A 26,724-nucleotide genomic window follows, 5' to 3' on the forward strand; every position below is an offset into this window, starting at 1 on the left:
GCCGTTCCACCGCGCCCCGCGACAAGGAACCTCCTGACGGTTTTGGACTCTGTCGGTGGACGTCCCCCCCGGTCCCCGTGAAACCCGTCGAACTGCTGCAAGGCAAATGGCTCGGACACCCGCTCCACCCCGCGATCGTCCACGTGCCGATCGGTCTCTGGATCGTCGCCGCCATTCTCGACTACGTCGGCCGCGACGCAGCGCGCGATAGCGTCATCCCGCTGTTGGCGATCTTCTGCGTGGGCACCGGCCTCGTCGGCGCCCTCCTGGCCGTGCCAACCGGCGTCGCGGACTGGTCGTCCATCAAGAAGGAGAAGCCGGCCTGGAAACTCGGGCTGTACCACCTGGCCCTCAACCTCCTCGCCGCGATTTTGTGGGCGGCCAATTTCGGGCTCCGCTGGACCGCCCTGTCGACCCCGCACCCGATCACTCCGCCCATCCTTGCGACCTCCACCGCCGGCGCCGTGCTCGTGGTCCTCAGCGGGTATCTAGGTTCGTTGATGGTCTTCGACCACGGCATCAGCGTCGCGCGGCAGTCGAAAGCCAAGTGGCGCCGCCAGGCCGAGGCCGGTGGCGCGCGCCTGCCGGAGTCCAAGTAGCCCGCCGCCATGCCCGCGCTCAAAGACGTCCTCGAGGGCAAGCCCCTGCGCAGTCCGCTCCACCCGGCGCTCGTGCACCTGCCCATCGCGCTGTTTCCGCTCGCGGTGCTGCTCGACGTCGCCAGCTGGATCGCCGACACGCGCAGCGTCCCGCTCGTCTCCGCCGCCTTCATTGCGCTCCTCGTAGGTCTCGGCACCGCGCTGCTCGCCGCCGTCTTCGGCTTCGTCGATTACACCGACATCCGCGACGACCATCCCGCCAAGAAGACCGCCACCACCCATCTGGTTCTCAACTTGGTGGCCGTCGGGCTGTTCGCCGCAAGTGCCGGCCTACGCTACAGCGCGCTCGACGCCGCCCGCACGCCCGCCGCGCCGCTCGTGGTGGCGCTGATCGGCCTGGGCGTGCTCGGTTACTCCGGCTACCTCGGCGGTACGCTCGTGTACGACGACGGAGTCGGCGTGGGGCGACACCGCCGCCGCACGCGACTCCCGGAAACGACGATCGTCCGCAAGGGCACCGAGTCTCCTCTGCCCGTCGCGCGCGACGCCGATCTGCGCGAGGGCGAGACCCTGCGCGTGAGCCACAACGGCATCATCGCCACCGTCGCCCGCGTCGACGGCGCCGTGTACGCGTTTCAGGAGTTCTGCACGCACCGCTTCGGCCCGCTCTCCGAGGGCCAACTCACGGGCTGCGAGATCACCTGCCCCTGGCATCGCTCGCGTTTCGACGTCCGCACCGGCGAGCCCACGCACGGCCCCGCCAAGGTCGCGCTGCGCACGTTCAAGACCGAGATCCGCGACGGCCAGATCTGGGTGTGGCTGTAACTGCAGGAATCGCTGCAGCGAGTTCTTCAGCCCGCGCGCGACCGCGAAGAACGGGTTGCGCGGACGCGTTGCTTCCGGCATGTAGATCTGCGCGGGCTCCCCTCGCCCCAACCGGTTCCGGCCCCAACTAAGCCCCCGCGCCGTCAGCCACGCGCCAGCCCCTCAATGACTCCGACCTCCGCCTCCGCCGCGGATTCGCGTCGCCCCTTCGCCCGCGCAATCCCGCCCACGCCGCTTCCCGCGCAACCGGCCCGCAGTGAAGTGACACGAACGCGCCTCGCGCTTGCCACGCTGGCAGCGGCCGCGTTGCTGCTCGGCGCCTGTGCCACAGAACCCGCAAAACCACCCGCACCGTTGGCGCCGGCTCCGGTCGCCACGATCGGGATCCCGCTCACGCCGGCGAAACCGCTGCCGCCCCCCAGCGGGATGCGCATGGGCCTTCTCCGGCTCGAGGTCAGCGAGTTCTTCCCCGCCGGCTGCCACACCATCATTCCAGGGACGTACCGCGAGCCGCGGCTCGTGCAGACGCCACGCGCGGCGTTCCCGTCCGTCGAAGAGTGTGCGTCGCTCGATTCGCGCCGGACGCTGTATCACCTCGCCGCTGCCGGGAGCGCCGCGATGGATTATGTGGTGTTCCTGCGCGACGAACGCCGCCCCGAGGGACGCCCGATCTTCCAAATCAGAAAGGCGCTCGAGGTACTCTGGTCGCCGGACGGCAGTCGCGCCGCCATCACGGTGTTCACGGGCAGCAACTGGTCCGACGTCCTGCTGCTGCGGATGGACGATCCAAAGCCCTCTGCACCGATCCCGACGCTGGAGGCGCTCGAAGGCGTCTTTTCGTCCTATCTGGCCCAGGCGCCGACCTCCGTCGTCGCCTTGGGCTGGACCGCGTCGGGCGAACTCGTCCTCCGCGCCCGCGGCCAGGAGGCGCTGCCGCCGTACTCGCGTTTTGGCTACGAGCTGCTCGTCGACACCGACCACCTCGAGCGACGCGGCGCGATTCGCTTCCTGCGCGGCTACACCGCGCGCGCCGCTGCCGATGCCGCCGCCGCCGCGCCGGTGGCGACGCAAACGAAAACGCGCTGATTCCGAGAAACGGAACCAGCGCGCGTTATCGTCTCACCAGGGAGGGTTTTCGCCTCCGCGAAAATTACCGCCAGTAAGCGGGCACGAAGAAGTAGCCGTTGCCCTGGTTCTCCCAGTGCGCCGCCACGTGCGTGCTGCTGTTTGCCGGCGGGATTTCCCAATGGCTCGGAATCCACGAATAGGCCCGGCCGTCATAGGTCCAGTAGCCCGGAATCCAGACGGCGTTCGCCGCCGGCGAGGGCGTCACAACCTCCTGCACCGCGGGTGGCGGCGGCATTGGCGGAGGCATCTGCTGCACCACCGTGTAAGACGTCTGTGCCGGCGCCGCCGTACGGCTGCCATAAACCGTGCCGTTCTCGTGGTCGGCGGCGTTGCCGAGCGTGCCACCCGCCAGCGCCCCGGCGGCGCCGCCGATCAGCGCGCCACCCAGGGTGTTTCCGCTGCCGCTGTTGTGACCGATGATGGCACCAGCGATCGCGCCAAGCGCGCCTCCGGTGACCGCACCTTCCTGGGTATTAGGTCCCGTGCCGACGCAGCCCGTAAGCAGCGTCGTGAGGCCAATCGCCGAGGCGATGAGGATCTGTTTTCTCATGTTCGTTAAAGATGGAAGGCCGACCTCAGCGGCCGTGCCAGTGGTGATGGTGACCGCCCCAGCCCCGATAGTAGCCGAAGCCGAAGTTCAACGACACCGGCGGATAGTAATAGCTCGGCGGGAACGGATCGTAGCTCTCGTAGATCACGGTGCGCGGCGCGCTCTGGTAAATCACCGTCGGAGCCGGAGCGGGCACCACCACCGTCTGCTGCGTCGCCACCTGCGGCGCGGCCGTCGGCAGAAGCTGGTAGGCCACCGTCGTCAGCTGACCGCTCGCGTTCTTGTGGACCACCGTGATTTGCGTCGCGGTCTGGTTGATCTGCTCGATCGAGAGCCCTTGCGCCGCCGCCACATTTGTCAGCTCGGCGACCGAGGGGAGACGGGGAGAATAGATGACCTCGTTGGGCGTCGGCGCGACCTGCGTCATGGGCGCAGGCTGGGCAATGTTGGCCTGTCCGGGTGCCGCATAGGTGGGCTGTGCCACCTGAGCCGGAGCACCGGTGGAAGAGGTCGCTTCCTGCGCGTGGGCCGCGGGCGTAAGCAGCGCGGCGACAACAAGCACCGGTAGGAATTTGTTCTGCATGGTCTTTGGTGGATCGTCCGAGTGTGACCGTAGCATACCGCGATTGTGCCGTTCTGGAATAAGCGGCCGGAATACAGGCTGTCCCTCTTTCCAAGTGGCGAATTCCAAGCGGGAAACGCCTGCCAGGGTTGCGTAAATGGCGCGTCGCGCCGGCGAAAAATTCGCGGATGCGCGCTCCGCGGAAGCGCTTCACCCCGACGCCAGATGCCAGTGGCCGCAGACCGGACACAGGTAGGCCTTGCGCTGGCGTTCCAGCCCTAGAAGGCGTGCAGCGTCCAACGCATCCGCCTGCGTGCGATACCGGCGTTTTCGCGTGCACATCCGCCAACGTTCATCGCGGGTGGGTTTCTTCATGGGTGGCAGCCCGCGTCTCTACCCGACCCACCCCCTTTCCCGCAACCTCGGGGCCGGGTCACCCACCCCTCTCTTTCTCTTACTCTTCCTCTTACTCTTTCTCTCAAACCGTGGCCTCAAAAACCACCCTGCCCCCCCGCCCCCGGACTCCGAGAGAAAGAGAAAGAGTACGAGTAAGAGAAAGACCTCGAAGGCAACCCGCCCCCACAGCTCGCGACATACTTCCACGCTCACGAGGCCGCAGGGCTCTGGGCCACTTTCACTCTGACCCTCACTTTCACTCCGAAGGCCCGTCCCCTCATTCCCCCACTCCCTCATTCCCCCACTCCCTCATTCCCTCACTCCCTCATTCCCCCACTCCCTCATTCCCTCACTCCCTGATTCAGTGTGGCGCTCGCTCGGCCGACCACTACGTTTCCGGCCTCCATGAAAGCCGTCGTCATCCCCCAACCTGGTCCGGCCGAGGTGCTGACCCTCGCTGAACGCCCGACGCCCGCCGTCGGCCCGAAGGATGTCCTCATCCGCGTCAAAGCCGCCGGCGTCAATCGCGCCGACCTGATCCAGCGCGACGGAAAATACCCCGCGCCGGCCGGCGTCGTGCCCGACATCCCGGGCCTCGAGGTCTCGGGCGTGGTCGAAGCTTGCGGCGACGAGGTGAAGCGCTGGCGGCAGGGCGACGCCGTATGCGCGCTCCTCGCCGGCGGCGGTTACGCCGAGCAGGTGGTGATCGACGCCGGGAGCTGCCTGCCCGTACCGGCCGGGTGGAGTTTCAGTGACGCCGCCGCGCTGCCCGAGGCCCTCTTCACCGTCTGGAGCAATGTCTTTCAACGCGGCCGCCTGCAACCCGGCGAGTCCTTCCTCGTCCACGGCGGCACCAGCGGCATCGGCATGGCCGCGCTCCAGCTCGCGCGCGCGTTCAACGCCCGCGCGTTCGCCACGGCCGGCAGCGATGAAAAGTGCCGCGCCTGCGAAGCCGCGGGCGCCGTCCGCGCCATCAACTACCGCACCGAGGATTTCGAAACCGTCCTCAAGGACCAGGGCGTCGACGTGATCCTCGACATGATCGGCGGTGAATACACGGCGAAGAACCTGCGCCTGCTGCGACCCGAAGGCCGGCTCGTGTTCATCAACGCCATGAAGGGCGGCAAGGCCGAGTTCAGCGCCCACCAGGTCATGTCGCGCCGCCTCACCATCACCGGCAGCACGCTCCGCGCCCGCGAGAACGCCTACAAGGCCTCGCTCGCCGCCGACGTGGAGCACCACATCTGGCCGCTGCTCACCGCCGGGAAATTCCGCGCCAACGTGTGCAAGACCTTCCCGCTCGCCGAAGCCGCCGCCGCCCACCGGCTCATGGAAAGCAGCGCCCACGTCGGCAAGATCGTCCTCACGGTCTGAGCTGCGGTTTTCGCGGCGCGACCACCGCCGCACAAGAGGGGCGCGGGCGATTCGCTCACGCGCGCCGCCCGGTCGAGCGCGACTATGGCACGACGACCACTTTCATCCCGACGCGCACGAGCCGCAGGAGCGTCACCGCGTCCCAGTTCGCCAGCCGGAAGCAGCCGTGCGATTCCGTCCGGCCCACCTGCTCCGGCTCCGGCGTGCCGTGCATGCCGTAACCAGGACGATCCAGCCCGACCCACGCCAGCCCGACCGGATTATTGGGCCCCGGAGGCAGGATCAGTTTGCGTCCCAAGCTCCGCGCTTCGGCCGACTCCGGAAACACCGCGGGATTGAAGGTGTAGTCCGGGTTCGGAATCACGACCGTGACGTGCAGCTCCCCCACCGGCCGCTTCTCCGCCATCTTCGCGATGCTCACCGGAAAGTGCGCGATCACGCGGCCGCCCGCATCGAGCACCTCGAGTTCACGCTCGCTGAGCCCGATCACGATCTCCGCCGGCTCACCGGCAACGACGACTTCGTCCGCCGCCGGGACCGTCAGGACCGCCCCCGGCAACATTCCGGCCCAGTCCACGTCGGGGTTGAGCTGCTGCAGGATCTTCGGATTCGCGTGATAGCGCTCGCCGAGCGCCTCCAGCACCGTGGCATACCCCAGGCGCTCCCGCTCCGATTTTTCCAACCACGTCTTTGGCACCGGCTCGAGTCCGCCGAGATCGACCGGCGAAACCTCATGTTCCTTCAGCGCCACCGTCGCCATGCGCAGCGCCTCGCGCGTGCGGGTGTCGAGCAACCCGGTCGGCCGGAGCCCCGCCGAACGCTGAAACGCCCGCAACGCTCCCGCCGTCTGCGCCCCTGGCACACCGTCGATCGAGCCGCAGGAGAACCCCCGCCGATGCAGTTCGACCTGCGCCTCAAACACATTCGCGGGCATCGGCAGCGGCACCTCCTCGACCGCCTGCGCCTCCGCCGCGGCCTCCTCCGTCGCGCCCTCCTCCCCATGGCAAGTCATCGCCGCAGCCAGAATGAGGGCACATCCGATCAGTCGCATAAGAGGAGTCAGGCAGAAGTTGATACGTCCCTCGCTCAAAAGGTGAAGCGAAGACTTCCCGCCTTCCCTCGTTCTCGTTCTCGTGAAGCCGTCCCGCCCGGGCCAATCAGACCGCGATCCGCCAAGCGTCAATGGACGGTACCTGCTGACTCTCACTTTCGCCATCGCCCGCGCCTCGGGACGCTTCGCGCCCTGCGCCGGGTTGAGAGAAAGAGTAGGAGTATGAGAAAGAGAAAGATTTCTGCCGTCCTGCTTGTCAGCGGCTCCCCGCTTTCACTCCCAAAGGGCGTCTTTCGCTCCCCTCTGCCGCCCTCCTCCCCGCCGCCGGAAATTCCTGTAACTTCGCCGCACCTCGCCGGGTACTGAGCGCGCATGCCCACATTCTCCCACCCCCTCATTGCGGACGTTCGCCACGGCGTCCGGGCGCTCCGCCGTGATCGCGGTTTCACCCTCACCGCCCTCCTCACGTTTGCCCTCTGCCTCGGCGCCAACGTCGCGCTCTTTGCGATCGTCAACGCCGTCCTCCTCCGCCCGTTGCCGTTTCCCCAGCCTGACCAGCTGGTGATCGTCTACAACTGCTACCCCAAGGCCGGGGTCGACCGCGCCGGGGCCTCCGTCCCCCACTTTCTCGAGACGCGCCAAAACATCGCCGCGTTCGCCGAGGTTGCCGCCTACCGCGACACCGCCCGGACCATCGGCGACGCCGGTTCGCCTGAGCAGATCGACACCATGAGCATCACGCCGGCGTTCTTCAGCGTCCTCGGCGTCAAACCCGCGCTCGGCCGCGCGTTCTCCGAAAAGGAAGGCACCGAGGGCAATAGCAACGTCGTCATCCTCAGCGACGGACTCTGGCGCGAACGGTTCGCCGCCGATCCCGGCGTCATCGGCCGCACGCTCCGCCTCGATGGCGGCACCCTGTGCACCGTCGTCGGCGTGATGCCGCGGGGCTTCGAGTATCTCTCGCGCCACACCCAGCTCTGGACGCCCATCGTCTTCTCCGAGGCCGAGCGGAAGCCCGATCGGCGGCACAGCAACAACATGGCCATGATCGCGCGGCTGAAGCCCGACGCCTCGATCGCCGTCGCCCAGGCGCAGCTCGACGCCCACCACCGCGCCGCCCTCGCGCAGGATCCCTATGCCAAGTTGGTCACCGATGCCGGCTTTCACGTCCAGGTGCTCAGCCTCCACGAGGACCACATCGCCAACACCCGCACGATGGTCCTGCTGCTCCAGGCCGGCGTGTTCCTCCTGCTCGTCATCGGCGTCGTCAACCTCACCAACCTCCTCCTCGTCCGCGCCACCGCGCGCATGAAGGAATTGTCCGTTCGCCAGGTCCTCGGCGCGACCGGCCTGCAGCTCACCCGCCAGATCGTCGCCGAGACTGTCGTGCTGGCGCTCGCCGGCGGCGTGCTGGGACTGGGCATCGGCTGGGTTGCGCTGCGCGCCTTCAACGCCCTCGGACTCGACCAGCTGCCCCGGTCCGGCGACTTCGGTCTCGACCCGCTCGTCTGCGTCGTCGCCCTGGGCACCGCCCTGCTGCTCGGTCTCCTGCTCGCCGCTCCCGTGCTGTGGCACACCCGGCACCACAACCTCGCCACCGCGCTGTCGGTCGAGTCGCGCGGCGGCACGACCTCCCGCGCCACGCACCGCCTGCGCCACGCGCTGATCGTCGCCCAGTTCGCGCTCGCCTTCGTGCTCCTCGTCAACGCCGGCCTGCTCGGCATCAGCTTCGCCCGCGTCAGCGCCGTCAACCCGGGCTTCCAACCGGAAAACGTCCTCACCGCCCGGGTCTCCCTCCCGCGCATCCGCTACGCCGACGCCGCGCAACGCAACGCCTTCTTCGAGCGGCTGGGGCAGGAGCTGGGCAACCTGCCCGGCGTCTCCGCCGTCGGCTTCAGCAGCATGCTTCCGTTCAGCAACGACTCCGACTCCAACGCCGTCACGGTCGAGGGCTACACCCCCGCGCCGGGCGACTCCATCCGCTCGCACTACATGGGCGGCGTGACCGGCGACTATTTTGCCGCGCTCGGCATCCCCCTCCGCGAGGGCCGGCTGCTCAGCCGAGAGGACAGCACGCGCAAGTCGCGCGTGTGCGTCATCGATGAGGACGTCGCCCGCCGCTACTGGCCCAAGGGCGGCGCGCTCGGCGGCCGCATCTGGAACGGCGTGCCCGAGGCCAAGGACGAGCCGTACGTTGTCGTGGGCGTCGTCGGGGCCATCAAGCAGAACGACCTCGCCGACCCGCGCACGCCCGGCGCGATCTACCTGCCGTACTCGCTTTACGCGAGTCGCGAGGTCTCCCTCGCCCTGCGCACCGCGATGGCCGCCGAGTCCCTCGCGCCCGCCCTTCGCGCCACCGTCCTCCGGCTCGATGGCGACCTGCCGCTCGCCAACCTGAAATCGATGTCCACCCGCATCGACGACAGCCTCCAGCAACGCCGCTCCCCCCTCCTCCTCGCGGTGCTGTTCGCAGGGCTCGCGCTCCTGCTCGTTACCGTCGGCCTCTACGGTGTCCTTGCCTACTCCGTCAGCCAGCGACGGCGCGAGATCGGCGTCCGCATGGCGCTCGGCGCGCGCCCCGCCGACATCCGCGGCCAGTTCCTCGCGCTGGGCGCGAAGCTTGTGCTCGGTGGCGCCGCGCTCGGCGGCCTCGGGGCCTGGTGGAGCGGTCGGACCATGGACAGCCTCCTGTTCGGCGTGCGGCCCGATCAGCCGCTCGTCTTTGCCGCCACGATGGTCGTGCTCACCGTTGTCGCCCTCCTCGCGTGCTTCATCCCGGCGCTGCGCGCCGCCCGGGTGCCGCCCATGGAGGCATTGCGATCGGAATAGCCCGCCCCACTTCCCGGCGGCCGGCTTCATTGGCCGCCTGCCGGTCAACGAATACTGGAATTCCGGTATTTTCCGGACGTGCGCGCCGGCGGGTTTCCTGCCTCATTCCGGGGACCCCCTCAAAGCGCCGAGCGTGATCGGATCGTAACACCAATCCCGGCCACGCTCGGCGCTGCGAGTATTGGCCGCCGCCCGGCGATGGTCGCTCCACCACACGGGCTCCCTGCTTCCGGGCCCAAGCCTCGCCATTGACCTGCCGATCAAGGCCGCAATGTTTCCGGGCCCACACTGACCCACATGCCCACCCTCGAGCACCTGTTTGCCAAGAACCGCGCCTGGGCCGAAGCCATCCAGAAGAAGCATCCCGGCTTCTTCTCCGAGCTCTCCCAGCAGCAGAAACCCGCCTACCTCTGGATCGGTTGCGCCGACAGCCGCGTGCCAGCCAATGAGATCGTCGGTCTCCTGCCCGGAGAACTTTTTGTCCACCGCAACATCGCCAACGTGGTGGTGCACACCGACCTGAACTGCCTCTCCGTCATCCAGTTCGCCGTCGATGTGCTCAAGGTGCGCCACATCATCGTCACCGGCCACTATGGCTGCAGCGGCGTCAACGCCGCCCTTCAGCGCGAGCGCGTCGGCCTGGCCGACAACTGGCTCCAGCACGTCGAGGACGTCTGCCACAAGCACGAGCGTCGCCTCGAATGCGTCCGCGGCGATGGCAACGCCCGCGCCGACCGGCTCTGCGAGCTCAATGTCATCGAGCAGGTCGCCAACGTCTGCCGCACCACGATCGTGCGCGACGCCTGGGGCCGGGGCCAGCCGCTCACCATCCATGGCTGGATCTATGGCCTGATCGACGGCCGCATCCACGACCTCCACTGCACCGCCAGCAACGCCGACGAGGCCGCCCGCACTCATGCCTCCGCCCTGGCCGCGCTGGACGCCAAGGTGGGCTGAACTTTCCCTGTCCTCCACTTGAAGTTCCGGCGGCGCCGGCCTTATTCCGGCGCATGACGTCACCCACCAGCACCCCCTGGCGCACCCGTCGGCTCGGCTCAAACGGACCCGAAGTGTCCGAGATCGGCCTCGGCTGCATGGGCATGAGCGAGTTCTACGATCCCAGCCAGATGGACGAACAGGAGTCCATCCGCGTGATCCACCGCTACCTCGACGAGGGCGGCAACCTGCTCGACACCGCCGACATGTACGGCAGCGGCCGCAACGAGGAACTCGTCGGCAAGGCCATCGCCGGCCGCCGCATGCGTGTCGTGCTCGCCACCAAGTTCGGCAACGTCCGCGGCCCCAACGGAGAATTCCTCGGCCTGCGCGGCGATCCGGAGTACGTCCGCGAGTGCTGCGATGCCAGCCTCCGCCGCCTCAAGGTCGACGTCATCGACCTCTACTACCAGCACCGCGTCGACCCCAAGGTTCCCATCGAGGATACCGTCGGCGCGATGGCCGAACTCGTCCGCGCCGGCAAGGTCCGCTACCTCGGCCTCTCCGAGGCCGCGCCCGCCACGATCCGCCGGGCCGCCCAGGTTCACGCCATCGCCGCGCTGCAGACCGAATACTCGCTGTGGAGCCGCGACGTCGAACTCGATATCCTGCCCACCATCCGCGAACTCGGCATCGGCTTCGTCGCCTACAGTCCGCTCGGCCGCGGCTTTCTCACCGGGCGCTTCAAGTCGATCGATGATCTGCCGGCCGACGACTACCGCCGCCACTCGCCCCGTTTCCAAGGCGCGAACTTCCAGAAGAACCTCGATCTCGTGGCCAAGATCCACCAGCTCGCCGGCCGCAAGGGAGTCACGCCCAGCCAGCTCGCGCTCGGGTGGGTGCTCGCCCAAGGCGAGGACATCGTGCCGATCCCCGGCACGAAGCGCGTGGCGTACCTCGAGGAGAATCTGGCCGCAGAGCGCGTGACGCTCACCGCGGAGGAGTTGAGTGAAATCGATGCCATCCTGCCCGTCGGCGCCGCCGCGGGGGATCGCTACAACGCGCAGTCGATGGCCGCGCTGAATCGATGAGGACTCGTCACCCCGCATCGCCGGCCACCGCGAGGCAGTTTCTTTGTCGGCGCTAATCCCGCCTCGCCGCCCGCGCCCGCGCCGCACCGGCAATTGATGTTTTTTTAGCGCCCAATCAGGTGAACCCGCGATATCCGCAGGCGTCGTAAGGTGATACCCTCACTCTGACCGCAATGCTCACTCCTCCCACTGCCACTCGCCCCTCCGCCCGGCTGCGCATTCTCTACGTCGACGACGTGCCGGAGCTCCGCGAGTTGGTCCGCCTCGTTTTCGCCCGCCAGGGCCACACCGTCGACTGCGCCGTCGACGGGCTTGCTGCCATCGAAACGCTATCCTCCGGCACCGCCGCGTACGACCTGATCATCACCGATCATCACATGCCGCGCATGAATGGCCTCACGTTCGTCGGCAACCTGCGCCAGCTCGACGTCAAGTCCCGCGTCGTGGTTTTCAGCTCGGAGCTCGATCCTTCCGTCGCCGTCGAATACGAGCGCCTCCACGTTGATCGCGTCCTCTTCAAGCCGGTCTATCCGTCGTTCCTGCGCCAAATGGTCGCGGAGATGTTCCCCGCCACCGCCCCCGCCGCCACCCCCGCGTCGGTGCCCTGAGCCGCCCCGCACCGCGGGCGTTCCCCAGGGAGGTCGCCCGCCCCACCCGCGCCTTGCCAAGGCATTATGACAAGGCAGTGTGGGCGGCTCTTATGTTCGTCCCCGTTGCCCTCTCCGCGCCGCGGCTGCTCCTCGCGCCTGCCGCTCTTTCCACTGGTGTTCTCGCGGCCTGCCTGCTGGCCGCCTTCATCGTCGCCCCCGGCGCCCGCGCCGCTTCCTCCGGCGACAACCCGCTGCTCACCCGCAGCCCGCTGCCGTTCGAGTACCCGCAGTTCGACCGGATCAAGCCGGAGCATTTCCTGCCGGCGTACGAGATCACCATGGCCGAGCACCTGCGGACCATCGACGCCATCGCCAACAGCCCCGAGGCCCCAACGTTCGAGAACACGATCGTCGCCCTGGAACGCTCCGGCCAGGACTTCGGCCGCGTGTCCCGCACCTTCGGCAACCTCGTCGGCGCCCACGCCAACGACGAGCTGCGCGCCGTCGAAAAGACCATGGCACCCAAGCTCGCCGCCCATGGCGACGCGATCCGGCTCAACGCCAGGCTCTTCACGCGCATCGACGCGATCTACCAGCAGCTGCCCAAGCTCAACCTCGACGCCGAGTCCGCCCGCCTCGTCGACCGCTACTACAAGGACTTCGTCCGCGCCGGCGCCAAGCTGGCCGAGCCGGACAAGGAGAAGCTCCGCCAGATGAACCAGGAGCTGGCCGCCCTCGAGACGACGTTCGCCCAAAACGTCCAGAAGGAGAGCAACGCCGGCGCCATCATCGTCACCGACAAGGCCCAGCTCGCCGGCATGTCCGCCGCCGAGATCGCCGCCACCGAAGCCGCCGCCAAGGCCGCCAAGAAGCCCGGCCAGTACGTCATCAATCTCGTCAACACCACCGGTCAGCCGCCCGTCGGCTCCCTCGAGAATCGCGCCCTGCGCCAGAAAATCCAGGAAGCCTCCCTCGCCCGCTGCAGCCGCGGCGGTGAATTCGACAATCGCGCCATCATCTCGCAGATCGCCCGGCTCCGCGCCGAACGCTCCCAGCTCCTCGGCTTCCAGACCTACGCCGACTTCGCCCTCGCCGAGCAGACCGCGGGCTCCGTGGCCACCGTGAACAAGCTCCTCAGCGATCTCGCCGTCCCCGCTGTCGCCAACGCCCGCCGCGAGGCCGCCGACATCCAGGCCCTCATCGACGCCGACAAGGGCGGCTTCAAAGTCGCATCCTGGGACTGGGATTTCTACTCCGAGAAGGTCCGCCAGGCCCGGTACAAGATGGATGAGTCCCAGCTCAAGCCGTACCTCGAGATGAACCGCGTGCTCACCGACGGCCTGTTCTACGCCGCTAACAAGCTCTACGGCCTCACCTTCAAGGAGCGCCACGATCTCCCGGTCTATGAGCCCACCGTGCGCGTGTTCGACGTCTTCAATGCCGACGGCTCCCAACTCGCGATCTTCCTCGCCGATTACTACGCCCGCGCCTCCAAGCGGGGTGGCGCCTGGATGAACGCCTACATGAGCCAGTCCGGCCTCCTCGGCACCAAGCCCGTCATCGCCAACCACCTCAACGTGCCGAAGCCCGCCGACGGCCAACCGACCCTGCTCACCTTCGACGAGGTGACCACGATGTTTCACGAGTTCGGCCACGCCCTCCACGGCATGTTCTCCGACGTGCGCTACCCGCGCTTTGCCGGCACGCAGGTGCCGCGCGACTTCGTCGAGTTCCCGTCCCAGGTGAACGAGATGTGGGCCACCTGGCCCGAGGTCGTGAAGCACTACGCGAAGCACTACCAGACCGGTGAGCCCATGCCCGCCGCGCTGCTCGAGAAGCTGCTCGCCACCCAGAAGTTTAACCAGGGCTACAAGACCACCGAGTACCTTGCCGCCTCGCTCCTCGACCAGGCCTGGCACCAGCTCACGCCCGCCCAGGTGCCCAACGCCGACGGCGTCCTCGCCTTCGAGGCCGAAGCCCTCCGCAAGGCCGGCGTCGATTTTGCGCCCGTCCCGCCGCGCTACCGCAGCGCCTATTTCGTCCACGTCTTCCGCAACGGCTACTCCGCCGGCTACTACTCGTACATCTGGGCCGAGGTCCTCGATGCCGACGCCGTCGAGTGGTTCAAGGCCAACGGCGGCCTCACCCGCGCCAACGGCGATCACCTCCGCCAGACCGTTCTCTCCCGCGGCGGCAGCGCCGAGGCCAAGACGCTCTATCAGAGCTTCGCCGGCCGCGAACCCTCGGTAAAGCCGCTCCTCCAGCGCCGCGGCCTCGACGCCGCCGCCGACGGCGCGGCGGCGAGGGAATGAGGGCGGCCCCTCTTTCTCTTACTCTTCCTCTTTCTCTTACTCTCAAAACGCACCTCCTGGTCGCCCCCCCCGCGACCGGCAACAGTGCGAGAGAAAGAGTAAGAGCAGGAGTAAGAGTAGGAGTAAGAGAAAGAGCCGGAGGGTCGCTCCCCGATTTCGCAGCCGCCTCGCCCCTCGCTATCGTCCGGCGATCGCGACTTTTCCCCCCCTTCAGCTATCGCGCAGCGATAGCTGCCTGGAACAAACTCCGGTCCGCCAACACGGTGGGCCATTGCGCCCACCCACCGGCCGCCCTCGCAGAGGGACGCTCACGCCGGCACCGCGGCTGCGGCGGCAACCCAACCGGAGGAGAAAACCATGCCCAAGAAAGCCACCGTCGAACGTGCCCACCGCGACGCCCGCCAGGGTAAGTCGGCCTCCACCCAGGCCGGCGAATTCGTCCGCGAACAGATCGACAACATCCGCGCCGGCCGCCACGGCGCCCGTTCCACCAAACAGGCCATCGCCATCGGTCTCTCCGAAGCGCGCCGCGCCGGCGTAAAACTCCCTCCGCCTCGCCGCGGCCGGACATCCGCCGCGACGCGCCGCAAGGCCCGGCACGACGCCGCCCAAGCCCGGTCGGGCACGCGCCACTCTCCGTCGCGCCGACGCTCGCAGGCCACCACCAAGGCCTTGCGCCGCGAGCCGACCTCCACCGCGTCGCGCTCCGCCCTCTCACGCCAGGCCCGCCAGGCCGCCCGCCGGCGGTCCCCCGCCCAACGTTCCGCCTCCGCCCGCAAGGCCGCCGCCACCCGACGCCGGCGCGCCACCAAATCCTCGCGTTCCTGATGCGCGCCGGCCAGCGTAGGCACCCACCCGCCCCCGGCATTTCGTTCCATCGCACCGGGATGGATGCCGCTGGCCCGGGCCCTGCTCTGTTCCCCCCATGCTCCGGCGCCCTTCCGCCATCACCAAGCATCACTACGAGACGCTCGCCGCCTGGCGCTACGCCCTCCGGCGCTTCCTGCGCTTCAGCCAGGACGCCGCCCGCGGCGCCGGTATCCCGCCTCAGCAGCACCAGGCCCTGCTCGCCATCAAAGGCTTCCCCGGGCGCGACTTCGCCACCGTCGGCGAACTCGCCGAACGCCTGATGCTCAAGCATCACAGCGCCGTCGGCCTCGTCGACCGACTCGCCAAACGCGGGCTCGTCCGCCGGCGGGTCTCGACCACCGACCGCCGCCGCAGCGAGGTGCGGGTCACCGCCCGCGGCGAAACCCTCATCCGCCGGCTCTCCGCCGCCCACGTGCACGAGTTGCGCAATCTCCGCCCGGAACTCCGCCGGCTCCTCGATCTGGTCGAGCATTCCTGACGTCTCCCGGCGTCGGCCTTTTCGCCTCCCCCCTCAGGCCAGTTCCCAGCGACGGTTGGGAACGCCGCCCGATTTTGGCCGGTCCCGCCGCCGGGTATCTTGGCGGGCATGAGCAACGTACCGTCGAACGCCGCCGAAAAGCTGATTCTCAACCTGCGCGACGTGACGCGTGACCGCCGGCGCCCGCCCACCCGTCGCGCCCAACGCAATCGCCTGCGGCGCGGGCGCTAAGCCACTTCGCCCCGCGGCGTTCGCCCCAACGTCTCTCGTTTCTGTCGCCCGTCGCCGGCCGGGTGGCGGTTTTTTTCTCGCTGAATTCCCCGCCGCACAACGCCTTCGCCGGGCGCGTATCCAGAGCCCCAATTTTCTCTGGATCGGGAAATCCCCGACCCCGATGTAGAGCGCTGTGGATACAGCGCAGCGGCGGATCTCTGACTCGCAGGCGTCCTTCCGCCGTTTCGCGGGGGCGTTTCTCTACACCATCCTGATGGTGGTATCCTTCGCCGCACCCGCCGGCGACTTGTCCGCGCCGCCCGTCCCAGATCGCCACAGCCTCTCGTACTTCCGGCACGAGATGTACCGCGAGGTCCGCGCCGACCATCCCGCGATTCTCCCCGTCGCCGCCGCGATCCGCGCGATCACCACGGACCCGCTGCAGCAGCTGGCGATCGTCAACGACGTCACCCACCTGCTCGTCGACTACGACGACGACCAGCGGATCTACCAGGTGGAGGACTTCCACGCCTCGCTCGACGAGATGATCGCCCGCCGGCGCGCCGGCGGCTGGGCGTACCTCCGCGACGACTGCGACGGCCGGGCCGTGTTCGCCGCCCACCTCCTTGCCTCGCTCGGTATCCCGTGGCGCTTCGAGGCTTCGTACTGGAAGGAGCACGCCTGGGTCCGCGCCCGCGTCAATGGCACCGAGTACGACCTGCTCGACCTCCGCAAGAACGCCCGCGAAACCAACCGCCTCTCCTACAAGCTCGTCGGCCACTTTTTCGTCCGCACCTCACGCCCGCCGCCCTACTTCGACTGGCGCTCCGCCTGGGCCGCGCACACCCACCGGAATCTCCGCGTCGGCCTCACGCTTGGCATGCTGACCCTCGACTCCACCGAGGTGGCCATGCACCCGCGCCACGCGACCGACTGGACCAAGCTCGCTCCCCACGATGCAACCCCGCCGCTCGATGACCCGCGCTCCCGCTTCGCCGGGGTCGCCGGGTTTCCTTACGGCGAATCGCTCAGCGTCGGCCTGTTCGCCGATGCCCCGAAACCGACTCCGTCCGACACCGGGGTCTCGCTCGGCGGCTCAACCGGCGCCAGCTCCGCGCCCGCCGCCGACCCCGTCGCCCCCCGCCACTAACCCCGTCCGCTCCTCCTTCAGCTTTCGCTTCAGCGAAACCTGCTCACTTTCACCCTCACTCTCACTTTCAGTTTCCCTTTCACTTTCCGCGGCACAACTGCTCCCGTGTTCAGTTGTGAAGTCCGGACTCTCCCGTACCGCCGCCCTCCTGGCCGCCATGCTCCTTGGCGCACTGCTGCCGCAGGCCCACGTCGCATCGTGGGCCATCCGCTGGCTGGTCATGGGGATGCTCTTCCTCGTGTTCCTGCAGACGCGCCTCACGCGCGAGGCCGTCCACCGCAGTCACGCCGTCCTGTTGCTCACCAATATCGCGCTCGGCTTCGCCGGCTGGTATGCCGGCGGGCTCGTCGGCGGTCGTGATGTCGCCCTCGCGGCCTTCTTCGCCGGCATCACCCCCACCGCCACCGCGGCTCCGGTCGTCATCAGTTTCCTGCGCGGCAAGGTCGACTACGTCGTCGCCGCCTTCCTCCTCACCAACGTCATCATCGCCGCCCTCCTCCCGGTCTTCCTGCCCATCGTGCTCGGCCAGGCCACGCCCGAGGTCTTCGGCAACGTGCTCGGCAGCGTCGGCCTCGTTGTCTTCGGCCCCATGCTCGCCGGCTGGATCGTGCGCCGCGTCCATCCCCGCGCCACCGAGTGGCCTGCCAAGCTCCGCACGTTCTCCTTCGGCATGTGGGTGCTCGCGCTCTTCCTGATCTGCGCCAACGCCTCCGCGTTCATCCGCTCCGTCGACACTCCTCTGCACGTGCTCCTGCGCATCGCCGGCATCACCCTCGCGATCTGCGCCGCCAACTTCGGGCTCGGCTACCTCATCGGCGGCCGCGCATTCCGCCGCGAGGCCAGCCAGGCGCTCGGTCAGAAGAACACCACGTTCACGATCTACCTCGCGCTTGCCTACGCCAGCCCGCTCATCGCGCTCGGGCCCACCTGCTACGTCGTCTGGCACAATGTGTGGAACTCCTGGCAGCTCCACCGCGTGTCCCGCCAGCGCCAGGCGCAGGGCGAGACCTGAGCCGTCCGTTCCGCCCCTCGCGCCTGCACGGCGCACATCACTGACCGCGCCCAGGACTTTCCCGGCCCCGCGTATCGGGTCCGAGCGGACGCCGAGGTCCGCCGTTTTTCTTCGTCCCGCCGGCGCTCCGAACCGGGTCGTGCCTGTCTGTCCGGTCGCCAGCAGAGGAACGAATTACGACCGCGACCCGAGACCCATGAATCCACTCATTCTTCGGCAGACTCCCCACTCGCCGCTCGGCGACGAGACTCCCGGCGGCGGCGAACCCGGTGTGCTGGGCCAGACCAAGCAGAAGCTCAGTTCCACCGCCGCCAGCGTGAAATCCGCCGCCAGCGAAACCGCCGCCCGCGCCAAGGCCGAGGCCCAGCGCGTCGCCGACCAGTCCCGGCAGGACACCGCCAGCCGGCTCGGCGGCTATGGCGCCGCCATGCACGAATCCGCCAAGGCGTTCGAGGAACAAGACCCCAACATCGCCTGGGCCACCCACCAGCTCGCCGATCGCGTCGAGCGCTTCTCCGACTACCTGCGCGAGCGCGATCTCGGCGAGCTGCGGATGGACGTCGAGGACTTCGCCCGGCGGCACCCGGTCGCCTTCTTCGGCGGGCTCTTCCTCGGCGGCTTCGTCGTGGGCAACCTGATCAAGGCCCGCCCGCCACGCTCCGCCACCGACGAACTCACCGGCAGGGAAGCCGGCAACGCCCGCGGAAGCGAAGCGCTCTCCGTCAGCGAACCCGCCTTCCCCAGCGGCGCATAACGGGAAGCGTGATGACCCCGGACATGCCTCACCCCAACAGCCTGCCCGCGCTCCTGCGGGAACTGCGCGACGACACCACGACCCTGCTCCGCCAGGAGGTCGCTCTCGCCAAGGCCGAGCTCAAGCAGAATGCCAGTAGCGTCGGCCAGCACACGGTCCAGATGGCCATCGGTGGCTTCGTCGCCTACGCCGGACTCATCGTGTTGCTCATCGGCCTCGGCCTGCTCGGCAGTTCGCTGCTCGTTCGCGCCGGGCTGGACCCCGACCTGGCGGAATGGCTCGCCCCCGCCGCCATCGGCGCCGCGGTGGCCCTCATCGGCTGGAGCCTTGTCGCCCGCGCCCGACGCGCCTTGGCCGCCGATCAGATTGCCCCCCGCGAGACGCTCCAGTCCCTCCGCGAGGACAAGGACTGGGCCCAAAGCAAACTTCCCCACTCCGCATGAATCCCAATCCCAACCGCGAGGTCGACGCCCTCCGCTCCGACATCGAGCTCACCCGCCAGCGCATGGATGACACCATGGACGCGCTCACCGAGCGTTTCCAGGGGCGCCATCTGCTCGACGAAATCATCGGCTTCTTCCGTGGCGGCGACGCCAGCGCCAGCGGCGCGCAAGTCCGCGAGATGATCGCCAAGTCGGCCGGCACAGCCTCGCACGCCGTTGTAGACACCGTGAAAAAGAACCCACTCCCCATCCTTCTGATGACCGCCGGGGCCGCCTGGCTGGCGTACTCAATCAGCCGCGGCCGGCGCGAAGACGCCGACCTCTCCTCCGACGAAAACGAGCGTTTCGACCCCGACACGCACTTCGATCGCCCCATCCACTATCCCACCGGCGGCGAGTCCTTCGCATCGACGGGCGAAGAAGGCGACGAATCCCGTTTTCAACACCTGCGCGACACCGTCGGCGAGAAGGCCGCCGGCGCGAAAGAGCAGTTGAAGCAGAAATGGTCCGACCTGAGCGAGGGCGCCCGCAGCAAGTTCGAGTCCGCCCGCGAACGCATGGGCGAACTCGGCCAGGACGCGCGCGAACACACCCGTGAGGTGTACGAACGCTCGCGCGACCGCGTCGCCGAGGCTGTCGACGAACACCCGCTGGGCGTGGGGCTGGGCTGCCTCGCCGCCGGCATGCTCATCGGCCTCGCGCTGCCGACGCCCGCGCCCGTGAACCGGCTCGCCGGCACCACGATGGATCGGCTCAAGAGCCGAACCCGCGACGCCGGCCGGGAAGCCGTCGAGAAAGGCCGCCATGTCGTGCGCGCCGCGGCGTCCGCCGCCACCACTGCCGCCCGCGACGAGGCCGAAGCCCAGGGCCTCGCCACCGAGCGCAAAAAGGAAAACGGCGCCACGCCCGCCGCCCCGACGAGCACGCCCCTGCCGGCCGATACGGGCATGGCCGGCACGCCGGGTACGGTGATGGGCGGAGCCGCCGATCCTTCGCTCACGCGACCGGGCATGTAGGTCGCGGCGGCCGGTCCCCGCGGCGTGGGACCGGCCGCCTCCCTTTTCGTCGCCATGCCCCGCCCCGCAGATCGCAAGCGCAATGTGTATCCCCCGGCCCCGCACGAAGCCGGTCACGGCCGCGAGGCGGAGGAGCCGCACGAGGTGCCGCACCGCGGCTGGCTCGACATTCTCGTCCGCACCAAGCGGCAGATCGCGAGCGACAACCTGTCGATTGTCGCGGCGGGCGTGGCGTTCTACGCGTTTGTCGCGGTCACCCCCGCGCTGGCCGCGTTGATCGGCATCTACGGGCTCATCTCCGACCCCGGTCAGGTGCGCGACCAGGTCAACGCGCTCGCCGGCGTCGTGCCGCGCGAGATTCTCCCGGTACTCGAAGACCAATTAAGTCGGATCACCGCCAACGCCGAAGTTGCCAGCCTGAGCGCCATCGTCGGCGTCCTGGTCGCGCTCTATAGCAGCGCGAAAGCCACAAAGGCCGTCATCCAAGGCCTCAACATCGCGTACGGCGAGGAGGAGAAGCGCGGCTTCTTCCGGCTGAACGCGATCGCCCTGCTGCTCACCGCGTGCGCCATCGCCGCCGGCGTCATCGCGCTCGCGCTCGTCGCCGTCCTCCCCGCGCTGCTTGAGAACCTCAGCCTCGGCCCCGCCCTCGACCAAGTGCTCAACTGGGCCCGCTGGCCGTTGCTGGTGGTCGGCTTCACCGCCATGCTTGCCGTGCTCTACCGCTATGCCCCGAGCCGCGACGAAGCCCGCTGGGCCTGGGTGAGCTGGGGCGCCGTCGTCGCCAGCCTGCTCTGGATCGCCGGCTCGGCTGGCTTCTCTGTCTACGTTTCGCGCTTCGGCAGCTACGACAAAACCTACGGCTCGCTCGGCGCGATCGTGGTCTTCCTGCTGTGGACGTACCTCTCGGCATACGTGGTCCTACTCGGCGCCGAGCTCAACGCGGAGATGGAACGCCAGACCGTGAAGGACACCACCGAGGGCGCGCCCCGCCCACTCGGCCAGCGCGGGGCGTTCGCCGCCGACACGGTCGGGCCTGCACGGCACGAGGGCAGCGGCGAGACCAAGACGCGACCGCCGCCGAAGCGGCGGCGCGAGACCGATTGACGCCCCGTGGGGCGACCGCACTTCGGCCGCCCGCGCGCACCGATCTCAGTTCGTTTTCAGGTAGTCGCCGAGCCAGCTGAAGACCGTCTTGTGCCAGAGTTCGCTGTTCTGCGGCTTCAGCACCCAGTGACCTTCGTCCGGGAAGAGCAGGAGCTTCGAGCGCACACCCTTGCGCTGCAGCGTCGTGAAGGCGGCGAGGCCTTCCGACACCGGGCAGCGGAAATCCAGCTCGCCATGCACGACCAGCATCGGCGTCGACCAAGCGGCGGCAAAGCGGTGCGGCGAGAATTTTTCAAACTCGGGATCCGTCCAGGGCAGCCCGTGCTCATACTCGTCGAACCACAGCTCGTCGGTCGTCGTGTACATGGTGTTGAAGTTGTACACGCCATCGTGGTTCACGATGCAGCGAAACACGCCCGGGAGGTGGCCCTGGAAATAGTTCATCATGAAGCCGCCGTAGCTCGCGCCGGCCGCGGCCATGCGCGTCGCGTCGATGTACGACTGCTGCTGCATGAACGTGAGGCACGCCTTCAGGTCCTCGAAGACCTTGCCACCCCAGTCGCGCGAAATCTCGTTGGTGAACTGCTGGCCGAAGCCGGTGCTGCCGCGCGGATTCGGCAGCGCGAGCACGTAGCCCTGCGCCGCCCAGATTTGCGCATTCCAGCGCGTCGACCAGGCGTTCGTCCACGCGCCCTGCGGTCCGCCGTGCACCCAGAACACAAGGGGATACTTCCGTGCCGGGTCAAAGTGCGGCGGCTTCACGATCCACATCTGGACCGGCGTGCCGCCCGCGCCCTGCACCGTGACGGATTCTGGCGGCGTGAACGCGATCGGCTCGAGCAGCGCGGCGTTCATCTGTGTGAGCGGCTTCGCCACGGTCTGGCCCAGGTCGAGCCGCGCCACTTCCGGCGGCTGCGTCATCTCCTGGTGGAGAAACGCGAACCAGCGGCCGTCGGCCGCGAGCGACATGCCCGTGTTCACGCCGCCCGTGACAACCGGCGCCACCGCGCCGCTGGTCACGTCGACGCGAAAGATCGGCCCGATGGCCTGTTCCTCCGCCTCGACGAGCAACGCCGCGCCGTTCGGCGTCCAGCAGAAGTTGCCGACCGAGCGATCCCAGTTCGCGGTGAGGCTGCGGCGCTGGCCGTTGGTGCGATCGAGCACCCAGATTTGCCAGCGATCCGCCTCGAAGCCCGGCACCGCCTGCGCCCGGTAAGCGAGATAGCGGCCGTCCGGCGAGAAGCGGGGCGCGTTGTCCGCGGCCCGGTTGCCCTCCGTCAGGTTCCGCCGTTCCCCGGTCGTGAGATTGATCGACCAGACGTCGTAGTTCGTCGTCCACGCCTGCTCGCGCGTCGGCAGCGGCGGCAGCGCGGTCACGATCTCTTTGCCGTCGGGCGAGAACACAAAGTCGTCGCCTTCGCTGAAGGTCATCGAATTCGGCACGCCGTCGTTCTCGCCGGGCGTGACATCCCGTGGCTGGCCGATGGCGGCGCCGTCGGCATTCACCGCCACGACAAACACATGCTGCCGCTGGCCCTCCACCCAGCTGTCCCAGTGCCGGAACAGCAGCTGGTCCACGACTCGCGCCTTCACTTTGCTCTTCTCCTGCGCCTCGCCCTTCTCGCGGTTGAGCCGGTCCGACTCGGCAAAGGGTCGGCTGGAAAACTCGGGATAAACCGACGACACGAACGCCAGTGTGCGCCCGTCCGGCGACCAGCGCGGCTGCGACGCGCCAGTGAACAGCGTGGTCACCTTGCGCGGTTCGCCGCCGGCGACGGGGAGCAGGAAGATCTGTGGCGTGCCATCGCGGGTCGACTCAAACGCGATCCAGCGGCCGTCCGGCGACCAGCGGGGATTGCGGTCGTGCTTCGGCGAGTGGGTCAGCTTGCGCGGCGTGCCGGAACCGTCGGCCGCCACCAGCCAGAGATCGGCATTCGTCCGGTTCTCCTCCTTCACCACTTCGGTGACGACAAACACCACCTGGCGGCCATCGGGCGAGACCTGGGGATCGGACACCCGCCGGAAGCGAAACATGTCCTCGAGCTGGAGGGCGCGGGACGGCGCCGGAGCGGCGTCGGCGGCCGAGGCGAGGCCGGCGCAGGCCAGGAATGCGGTGGCCAGAGCCACCCGGATACGCGGGGCAAGGGACTGCATGGTCGCGCAACCATGCATGGCCAATGCCGGACGTCCAACAGAACGTACACCCGGCTGCGCCGCCCCTTTGCGGACCTCGCCAACTGACGGCCTGCCCCCGGACGCGCTTCGAAGTATCATGTGACGTGGTGACGCCCTGACCCCATCTTCCCGGGACGGGGTCAGGGCGTCACCGCGTCACATTCTTACATACGAGGGGGCAGGGAACGTCAGTTTGTCAGGTTTTCCGGGCGCGGGGGATCCGGCGCTGGGCGACTTCGGCGTCCCACCATTCGTCCCGCCGGTTTCGCCATTCGTCGCAACCGGCTTGGCGCTCCTCTCGAATCTGCGCATGCTGCCCGACTTCCACTCCGCGTCCTATGAAACGACTCCTTGCCTTGCTGTCCCTCGGGTTGCTGGCCCTGCCGACGTTTGCGGCCGGGTCCACTCCCACCCCCATCGCGGGCTACACCGCGGTCAAGACCGTCGGCGGCATCGCCGAGTACACGCTCGATGCCAACGGCCTCGGCGTGCTGCTCCTGGAGGATCACTCCGCCCCGGTGCTCACGTTCATGGTCACCTTCCGCGTGGGCTCCCGCAATGAGGTCACCGGCACCACCGGTGCCACCCACATCCTCGAGCACCTGATGTTCAAGGGCAGCCGGAACTTCCACGCCGGCATCGGCAAGAGCTTCGATACGATGATGGACCGCGTCGGCGGCATCAACAACGCCAGCACCTGGCTCGACCGCACGAACTACTACGAGAACCTGCCCAGCAACCAGCTCGAACTCGCCGTGCAGATGGAGGCCGACCGCATGCGCGGCCTGCTCCTCCGCGACGAGGACCGGCAGCCGGAGATGACAGTGGTGCGCAACGAGTTTGAGCGCGGCGAAAACGATCCGTCCGAGGCCCTCGACAAGGAGGTCATGGCCGCCGCGTTCCTCGCCCACCCCTACCACCACTCCACCATCGGCTGGCGCTCCGACATCGAAAAGGTCTCGATCGGGAAGCTGCGCGAGTTCTACGACACGTTCTACTGGCCGAACAACGCCACCGTGACGGTGATCGGCGACTTCCAGCCCGCCCAGGCGCTCGCGCTCGTTCAGCAGTACTTCGGCGCCATCCCGCGCTCCCCGCATCCCATTCCGACGGTCTACACCGAGGAGCCGCCGCAAACCGGCGCCCGCCGCGTATCCGTCCGCCGGCCTGGTGAGGTCGGCGCCATCGAGATCGCCTTCAAGGCCCCGCGCAGCCTCGACGACGACCAGGAGCCGCTCGACGTGCTCGCGACGATCCTCGGCGACGGCAAATCCAGCCGCCTCTACCGCGCCCTCATCGATCGCAACCTCGCCATCCACGCCAGCGCCGCCAAGGGCTTTTTCGCCGACCCCAACCTTTTCACGCTCAACGCGCTCCTCGCGCCCGGCGTCACGCACGAGAAGGTCGAGCAGACGCTCCTCGCCGAGATCGCCCGCGTGAAGACCGAAGGCGTCACCGCCGAGGAGGTCAGCCGCGCCGTCAACCAGATCCTCGCCAGCGTCGCCTACCGCCGCGACGGCTCGTTCGCCATCGCCGGCGAGATCAACGAGTGCATCGCCATCGGCGACTGGACGTACTACGTCCGCGGCCCCGAGCGCATCAAGACCGTCACCGCCGCCGACGTCCTCCGCGTCGCGAAGAAGTACCTCAACGAAGACCAGAGCACAACCGGCTGGTTCATCCCGCTGCCCGGCGAAGCCGCCGCCGCCGTGGGCCGCCGCCGCGGGGGCGACACCGCCGCCGCCACGCCGGCGACCGTGGTGCCCGCCCGCGCGCCCCGACACCCGGTCTTCTACCGCGATCCCGCCACCACCGCCGCGACCGATCCGGCCCGTTTCGCGCGGGCGGAGGCGGGCGCCGCCGCCGGCGCCGCGGGCGAGTCCGCCGCCATCGCCCCGCGCGTGCACCGGCGCCAGGTGGCCGGCCTCGACGTGCTCACGCTGCCGACCAGTATCCGCGATGTCGTGACGATCCGCGGCGCGCTCAGCGGCGGCGATGTGTTCAACCCGCCCGAGAATCCCGCCATCGCCGACCTCACCGCCGCGATGCTCGACAAGGGCACCGCCGCGCACGACAAGTTCGCGCTCGCCGCACTGCTCGAACAGGCCGGCGCGACCCTCAGCTTCAGCACCGGCACGCACACCCTGAACTTTGCGGGCAAGTGCCTGCGCCAGGACCTGCCGCTCGTGCTCGGGCTCCTCGCCGAACAACTGCGCACGCCGCGCTTCGACGCGGACGAGTTCGCCAAACTGAAGAAGCAGCTCGTCGGCCGCTACAAGCGCGCGCTCGAGGACACCAACTTCCGCGCCGAGCTCGCGTTCGAACGCGCGATCTTCCCCGCGGGTCACCCGAATCGTCCGGCCGAGGCCGCCGCGTACCTCGCCGCCGTCGAGGCTGCCACCCTCGATCAGGTGAAGGCCTTCCACGCCGCCAACTACGGTCCGGCCGCCTTCCGCATCGTCCTCGTCGGCGACGTCGATGACGCCACCGTCGACCAGACCCTCACGAAAGGTTTCACTGGCTGGCAGGGCGGCAAGGCACTCCCCGCCATGGCGAAAGCCTCGCTGCCAGTCTCCGCCGGCGAACAGGTTGTCGCCATGCCCGGCAAGACCAGCGTGACCTACGTCATCGGCCAGCCCTCCACGCTGCGCTACGCCGACCCGGACTACCCGGCGCTCAACTTCGCCACCTCCGTCCTCGGCAGCGGCTTCTTCAGTGCCCGCCTGCTGGATACGATCCGCAACAAGGAAGGCCTCACCTACGGCATCGGCGCACGCCTGGCCAACGATACGTTTGCCGACGGCTCCTGGTACATCGAAGGCACGTTTGGCCCGACGCTCCTCGCCCAGGGCGCGTCGTCCACCGAGCGCGAGCTGCGGAAGTTCCACGCCGAGGGCATCACCGCCGACGAGCTCAAGAACTTCAAGGTGACGCTCACCGGCACGTACAAGGTCACGCTCTCCACTACCGGCGGCCTCGCCGCCGTGCTCCTCAACGCGTTGCAGCGCGGCTACGGCCCCGAATGGGTCGACGAATACCCGCGCCGCATCGAGGCCCTCACCCTCGAGCAGGTCAACGGAGCCATCCGCAAGTACCTGCACCCCGACCGCATGGTGCGCGTCATGGCCGGCACCATGCCGGCAAAGGACACCGCCAAGTAATCTGCCGCCGCTGCTGATTTCTTCGACCCGTGCCCCTCCCCGGGGGCACGGGTTTTTGTCTCCCGGAACAGACGCACCCGACCTAAGCGGCTGATCCGAGGG

General features: G+C 68.5%; 24 protein-coding genes. 19 read left to right on the forward strand and 5 right to left on the reverse strand.

Annotation, left to right across the window (positions count from 1 at the left end):
- Window positions 1–77 precede the first annotated feature (77 nt).
- The 3 genes from DB354_RS05950 to DB354_RS05960 all read left to right on the forward strand — a co-directional run bounded on the left by DB354_RS05950 (window position 78) and on the right by DB354_RS05960 (window position 2,510).
- Window positions 78–599 carry a DUF2231 domain-containing protein gene (locus DB354_RS05950; RefSeq protein WP_107834525.1) on the forward strand — a complete coding sequence of 174 codons (522 nt, stop codon included), beginning with the start codon at window positions 78–80 and terminating at the stop codon, window positions 597–599.
- Window positions 600–608: 9 nt separating this feature from the next.
- The gene (locus DB354_RS05955; protein WP_107834526.1) at window positions 609–1,424 is read left to right on the forward strand and encodes a DUF2231 domain-containing protein; all 816 of its coding nucleotides are present in this window, start codon (window positions 609–611) and stop codon (window positions 1,422–1,424) included.
- A gap of 165 nt (window positions 1,425–1,589) precedes the next feature.
- On the forward strand, window positions 1,590–2,510 hold the full coding sequence (locus DB354_RS05960; RefSeq protein ID WP_233256567.1) for a hypothetical protein: 921 nt from the start codon (window positions 1,590–1,592) through the stop codon (window positions 2,508–2,510).
- A gap of 64 nt (window positions 2,511–2,574) precedes the next feature.
- Here DB354_RS05960 and DB354_RS05965 read toward each other — a convergent pair whose 3' ends face one another.
- The 3 genes from DB354_RS05965 to DB354_RS22230 all read right to left on the reverse strand — a co-directional run bounded on the left by DB354_RS05965 (window position 2,575) and on the right by DB354_RS22230 (window position 4,039).
- Window positions 2,575–3,102 carry a YXWGXW repeat-containing protein gene (locus DB354_RS05965; protein WP_107834528.1) on the reverse strand — a complete coding sequence of 176 codons (528 nt, stop codon included), beginning with the start codon at window positions 3,100–3,102 and terminating at the stop codon, window positions 2,575–2,577.
- Between the two features lie 25 nt (window positions 3,103–3,127).
- The gene (locus DB354_RS05970) at window positions 3,128–3,685 is read right to left on the reverse strand and encodes a hypothetical protein (protein WP_146180126.1); all 558 of its coding nucleotides are present in this window, start codon (window positions 3,683–3,685) and stop codon (window positions 3,128–3,130) included.
- A 189-nt stretch (window positions 3,686–3,874) separates the two neighbouring features.
- A complete protein-coding gene (locus tag DB354_RS22230) occupies window positions 3,875–4,039 on the reverse strand; it encodes a hypothetical protein (protein ID WP_158277386.1) in 165 nt (54 codons plus the stop codon).
- Between the two features lie 426 nt (window positions 4,040–4,465).
- Between DB354_RS22230 and DB354_RS05975 the strand changes: the two genes are divergently transcribed.
- On the forward strand, window positions 4,466–5,434 hold the full coding sequence (locus tag DB354_RS05975; RefSeq protein ID WP_107834530.1) for an NAD(P)H-quinone oxidoreductase: 969 nt from the start codon (window positions 4,466–4,468) through the stop codon (window positions 5,432–5,434).
- Window positions 5,435–5,516: 82 nt separating this feature from the next.
- Here DB354_RS05975 and DB354_RS05980 read toward each other — a convergent pair whose 3' ends face one another.
- A complete protein-coding gene (locus DB354_RS05980) occupies window positions 5,517–6,485 on the reverse strand; it encodes a L,D-transpeptidase (RefSeq protein WP_107834531.1) in 969 nt (322 codons plus the stop codon).
- A gap of 372 nt (window positions 6,486–6,857) precedes the next feature.
- On the opposite strand from DB354_RS05980, the gene DB354_RS05985 reads away from it, so the two are divergent.
- The 14 genes from DB354_RS05985 (at window position 6,858) to DB354_RS06045 (ending at window position 21,286) form a co-directional block, all read left to right on the forward strand.
- On the forward strand, window positions 6,858–9,314 hold the full coding sequence (locus tag DB354_RS05985) for an ABC transporter permease (protein WP_107834532.1): 2,457 nt from the start codon (window positions 6,858–6,860) through the stop codon (window positions 9,312–9,314).
- 297 nt (window positions 9,315–9,611) lie between these two features.
- A complete protein-coding gene (can, locus tag DB354_RS05990) occupies window positions 9,612–10,271 on the forward strand; it encodes a carbonate dehydratase (RefSeq protein ID WP_107834533.1) in 660 nt (219 codons plus the stop codon).
- 53 nt (window positions 10,272–10,324) lie between these two features.
- Window positions 10,325–11,341 (forward strand): aldo/keto reductase, encoded by a 1,017-nt coding sequence (locus DB354_RS05995; protein ID WP_107834534.1) that lies wholly within the window; start codon window positions 10,325–10,327, stop codon window positions 11,339–11,341.
- Between the two features lie 173 nt (window positions 11,342–11,514).
- Window positions 11,515–11,949 (forward strand): response regulator, encoded by a 435-nt coding sequence (locus tag DB354_RS06000; RefSeq protein ID WP_107834535.1) that lies wholly within the window; start codon window positions 11,515–11,517, stop codon window positions 11,947–11,949.
- A 92-nt stretch (window positions 11,950–12,041) separates the two neighbouring features.
- On the forward strand, window positions 12,042–14,243 hold the full coding sequence (locus DB354_RS06005; protein WP_107834536.1) for a M3 family metallopeptidase: 2,202 nt from the start codon (window positions 12,042–12,044) through the stop codon (window positions 14,241–14,243).
- A 357-nt stretch (window positions 14,244–14,600) separates the two neighbouring features.
- Complete coding sequence (locus DB354_RS06010; protein ID WP_107834537.1) at window positions 14,601–15,071, forward strand: DUF6496 domain-containing protein; 471 nt, start codon at window positions 14,601–14,603, stop codon at window positions 15,069–15,071.
- A 97-nt stretch (window positions 15,072–15,168) separates the two neighbouring features.
- Window positions 15,169–15,591 carry a MarR family transcriptional regulator gene (locus DB354_RS06015; protein ID WP_107834538.1) on the forward strand — a complete coding sequence of 141 codons (423 nt, stop codon included), beginning with the start codon at window positions 15,169–15,171 and terminating at the stop codon, window positions 15,589–15,591.
- A 108-nt stretch (window positions 15,592–15,699) separates the two neighbouring features.
- Window positions 15,700–15,822, forward strand: a complete 123-nt coding sequence (locus tag DB354_RS22810) for a hypothetical protein (RefSeq protein ID WP_255420714.1) — start codon at window positions 15,700–15,702, stop codon at window positions 15,820–15,822.
- Between the two features lie 175 nt (window positions 15,823–15,997).
- Window positions 15,998–16,954, forward strand: coding sequence for a hypothetical protein (locus DB354_RS06020; RefSeq protein ID WP_107834539.1), 957 nt, complete (start codon window positions 15,998–16,000; stop codon window positions 16,952–16,954).
- A 115-nt stretch (window positions 16,955–17,069) separates the two neighbouring features.
- On the forward strand, window positions 17,070–17,966 hold the full coding sequence (locus tag DB354_RS06025) for a hypothetical protein (RefSeq protein ID WP_107834540.1): 897 nt from the start codon (window positions 17,070–17,072) through the stop codon (window positions 17,964–17,966).
- A gap of 196 nt (window positions 17,967–18,162) precedes the next feature.
- On the forward strand, window positions 18,163–18,720 hold the full coding sequence (locus DB354_RS06030) for a hypothetical protein (protein WP_107834541.1): 558 nt from the start codon (window positions 18,163–18,165) through the stop codon (window positions 18,718–18,720).
- A gap of 23 nt (window positions 18,721–18,743) precedes the next feature.
- On the forward strand, window positions 18,744–19,163 hold the full coding sequence (locus DB354_RS06035) for a phage holin family protein (RefSeq protein ID WP_158277387.1): 420 nt from the start codon (window positions 18,744–18,746) through the stop codon (window positions 19,161–19,163).
- Window positions 19,160–20,179, forward strand: a complete 1,020-nt coding sequence (locus tag DB354_RS06040; RefSeq protein ID WP_107834543.1) for a DUF3618 domain-containing protein — start codon at window positions 19,160–19,162, stop codon at window positions 20,177–20,179. The genes DB354_RS06035 and DB354_RS06040 overlap by 4 nt, the downstream gene beginning before the upstream one ends.
- Window positions 20,180–20,233: 54 nt before the next feature.
- Window positions 20,234–21,286, forward strand: coding sequence for a YihY/virulence factor BrkB family protein (locus tag DB354_RS06045; protein ID WP_107834544.1), 1,053 nt, complete (start codon window positions 20,234–20,236; stop codon window positions 21,284–21,286).
- A gap of 45 nt (window positions 21,287–21,331) precedes the next feature.
- Here the strand turns inward: DB354_RS06045 and DB354_RS06050 are convergent, their stop codons facing one another.
- The gene (locus DB354_RS06050; protein ID WP_158277388.1) at window positions 21,332–23,440 is read right to left on the reverse strand and encodes a S9 family peptidase; all 2,109 of its coding nucleotides are present in this window, start codon (window positions 23,438–23,440) and stop codon (window positions 21,332–21,334) included.
- Between the two features lie 359 nt (window positions 23,441–23,799).
- Between DB354_RS06050 and DB354_RS06055 the strand changes: the two genes are divergently transcribed.
- A complete protein-coding gene (locus DB354_RS06055) occupies window positions 23,800–26,622 on the forward strand; it encodes a pitrilysin family protein (RefSeq protein ID WP_107834546.1) in 2,823 nt (940 codons plus the stop codon).
- Window positions 26,623–26,724 lie beyond the last annotated feature (102 nt).

Origin of the sequence: Opitutus sp. ER46, from assembly GCF_003054705.1 — a bacterium.
Classification (GTDB): domain Bacteria; phylum Verrucomicrobiota; class Verrucomicrobiia; order Opitutales; family Opitutaceae; genus ER46.

Excerpts from the sequence above, each read along its gene's own strand:
- DB354_RS05955 (WP_107834526.1), top strand. The coding sequence starts at position 609 with ATGCCCGCGCTCAAAGACGTCCTCGAGGGCAAGCCCCTGCGCAGTCCG.
- DB354_RS05960 (WP_233256567.1), top strand. The coding sequence starts at position 1,590 with ATGACTCCGACCTCCGCCTCCGCCGCGGATTCGCGTCGCCCCTTCGCC.
- DB354_RS05965 (WP_107834528.1), bottom strand. The coding sequence starts at position 3,102 with ATGAGAAAACAGATCCTCATCGCCTCGGCGATTGGCCTCACGACGCTG.
- DB354_RS05970 (WP_146180126.1), bottom strand. The coding sequence starts at position 3,685 with ATGCAGAACAAATTCCTACCGGTGCTTGTTGTCGCCGCGCTGCTTACG.
- DB354_RS22230 (WP_158277386.1), bottom strand. The coding sequence starts at position 4,039 with ATGAAGAAACCCACCCGCGATGAACGTTGGCGGATGTGCACGCGAAAA.
- DB354_RS05975 (WP_107834530.1), top strand. The coding sequence starts at position 4,466 with ATGAAAGCCGTCGTCATCCCCCAACCTGGTCCGGCCGAGGTGCTGACC.
- DB354_RS05980 (WP_107834531.1), bottom strand. The coding sequence starts at position 6,485 with ATGCGACTGATCGGATGTGCCCTCATTCTGGCTGCGGCGATGACTTGC.
- DB354_RS05985 (WP_107834532.1), top strand. The coding sequence starts at position 6,858 with ATGCCCACATTCTCCCACCCCCTCATTGCGGACGTTCGCCACGGCGTC.
- can (WP_107834533.1), top strand. The coding sequence starts at position 9,612 with ATGCCCACCCTCGAGCACCTGTTTGCCAAGAACCGCGCCTGGGCCGAA.
- DB354_RS05995 (WP_107834534.1), top strand. The coding sequence starts at position 10,325 with ATGACGTCACCCACCAGCACCCCCTGGCGCACCCGTCGGCTCGGCTCA.
- DB354_RS06000 (WP_107834535.1), top strand. The coding sequence starts at position 11,515 with ATGCTCACTCCTCCCACTGCCACTCGCCCCTCCGCCCGGCTGCGCATT.
- DB354_RS06005 (WP_107834536.1), top strand. The coding sequence starts at position 12,042 with ATGTTCGTCCCCGTTGCCCTCTCCGCGCCGCGGCTGCTCCTCGCGCCT.
- DB354_RS06010 (WP_107834537.1), top strand. The coding sequence starts at position 14,601 with ATGCCCAAGAAAGCCACCGTCGAACGTGCCCACCGCGACGCCCGCCAG.
- DB354_RS06015 (WP_107834538.1), top strand. The coding sequence starts at position 15,169 with ATGCTCCGGCGCCCTTCCGCCATCACCAAGCATCACTACGAGACGCTC.
- DB354_RS22810 (WP_255420714.1), top strand. The coding sequence starts at position 15,700 with ATGAGCAACGTACCGTCGAACGCCGCCGAAAAGCTGATTCTCAACCTG.
- DB354_RS06030 (WP_107834541.1), top strand. The coding sequence starts at position 18,163 with ATGAATCCACTCATTCTTCGGCAGACTCCCCACTCGCCGCTCGGCGAC.
- DB354_RS06035 (WP_158277387.1), top strand. The coding sequence starts at position 18,744 with ATGCCTCACCCCAACAGCCTGCCCGCGCTCCTGCGGGAACTGCGCGAC.
- DB354_RS06040 (WP_107834543.1), top strand. The coding sequence starts at position 19,160 with ATGAATCCCAATCCCAACCGCGAGGTCGACGCCCTCCGCTCCGACATC.
- DB354_RS06045 (WP_107834544.1), top strand. The coding sequence starts at position 20,234 with ATGCCCCGCCCCGCAGATCGCAAGCGCAATGTGTATCCCCCGGCCCCG.
- DB354_RS06050 (WP_158277388.1), bottom strand. The coding sequence starts at position 23,440 with ATGCAGTCCCTTGCCCCGCGTATCCGGGTGGCTCTGGCCACCGCATTC.
- DB354_RS06055 (WP_107834546.1), top strand. The coding sequence starts at position 23,800 with ATGAAACGACTCCTTGCCTTGCTGTCCCTCGGGTTGCTGGCCCTGCCG.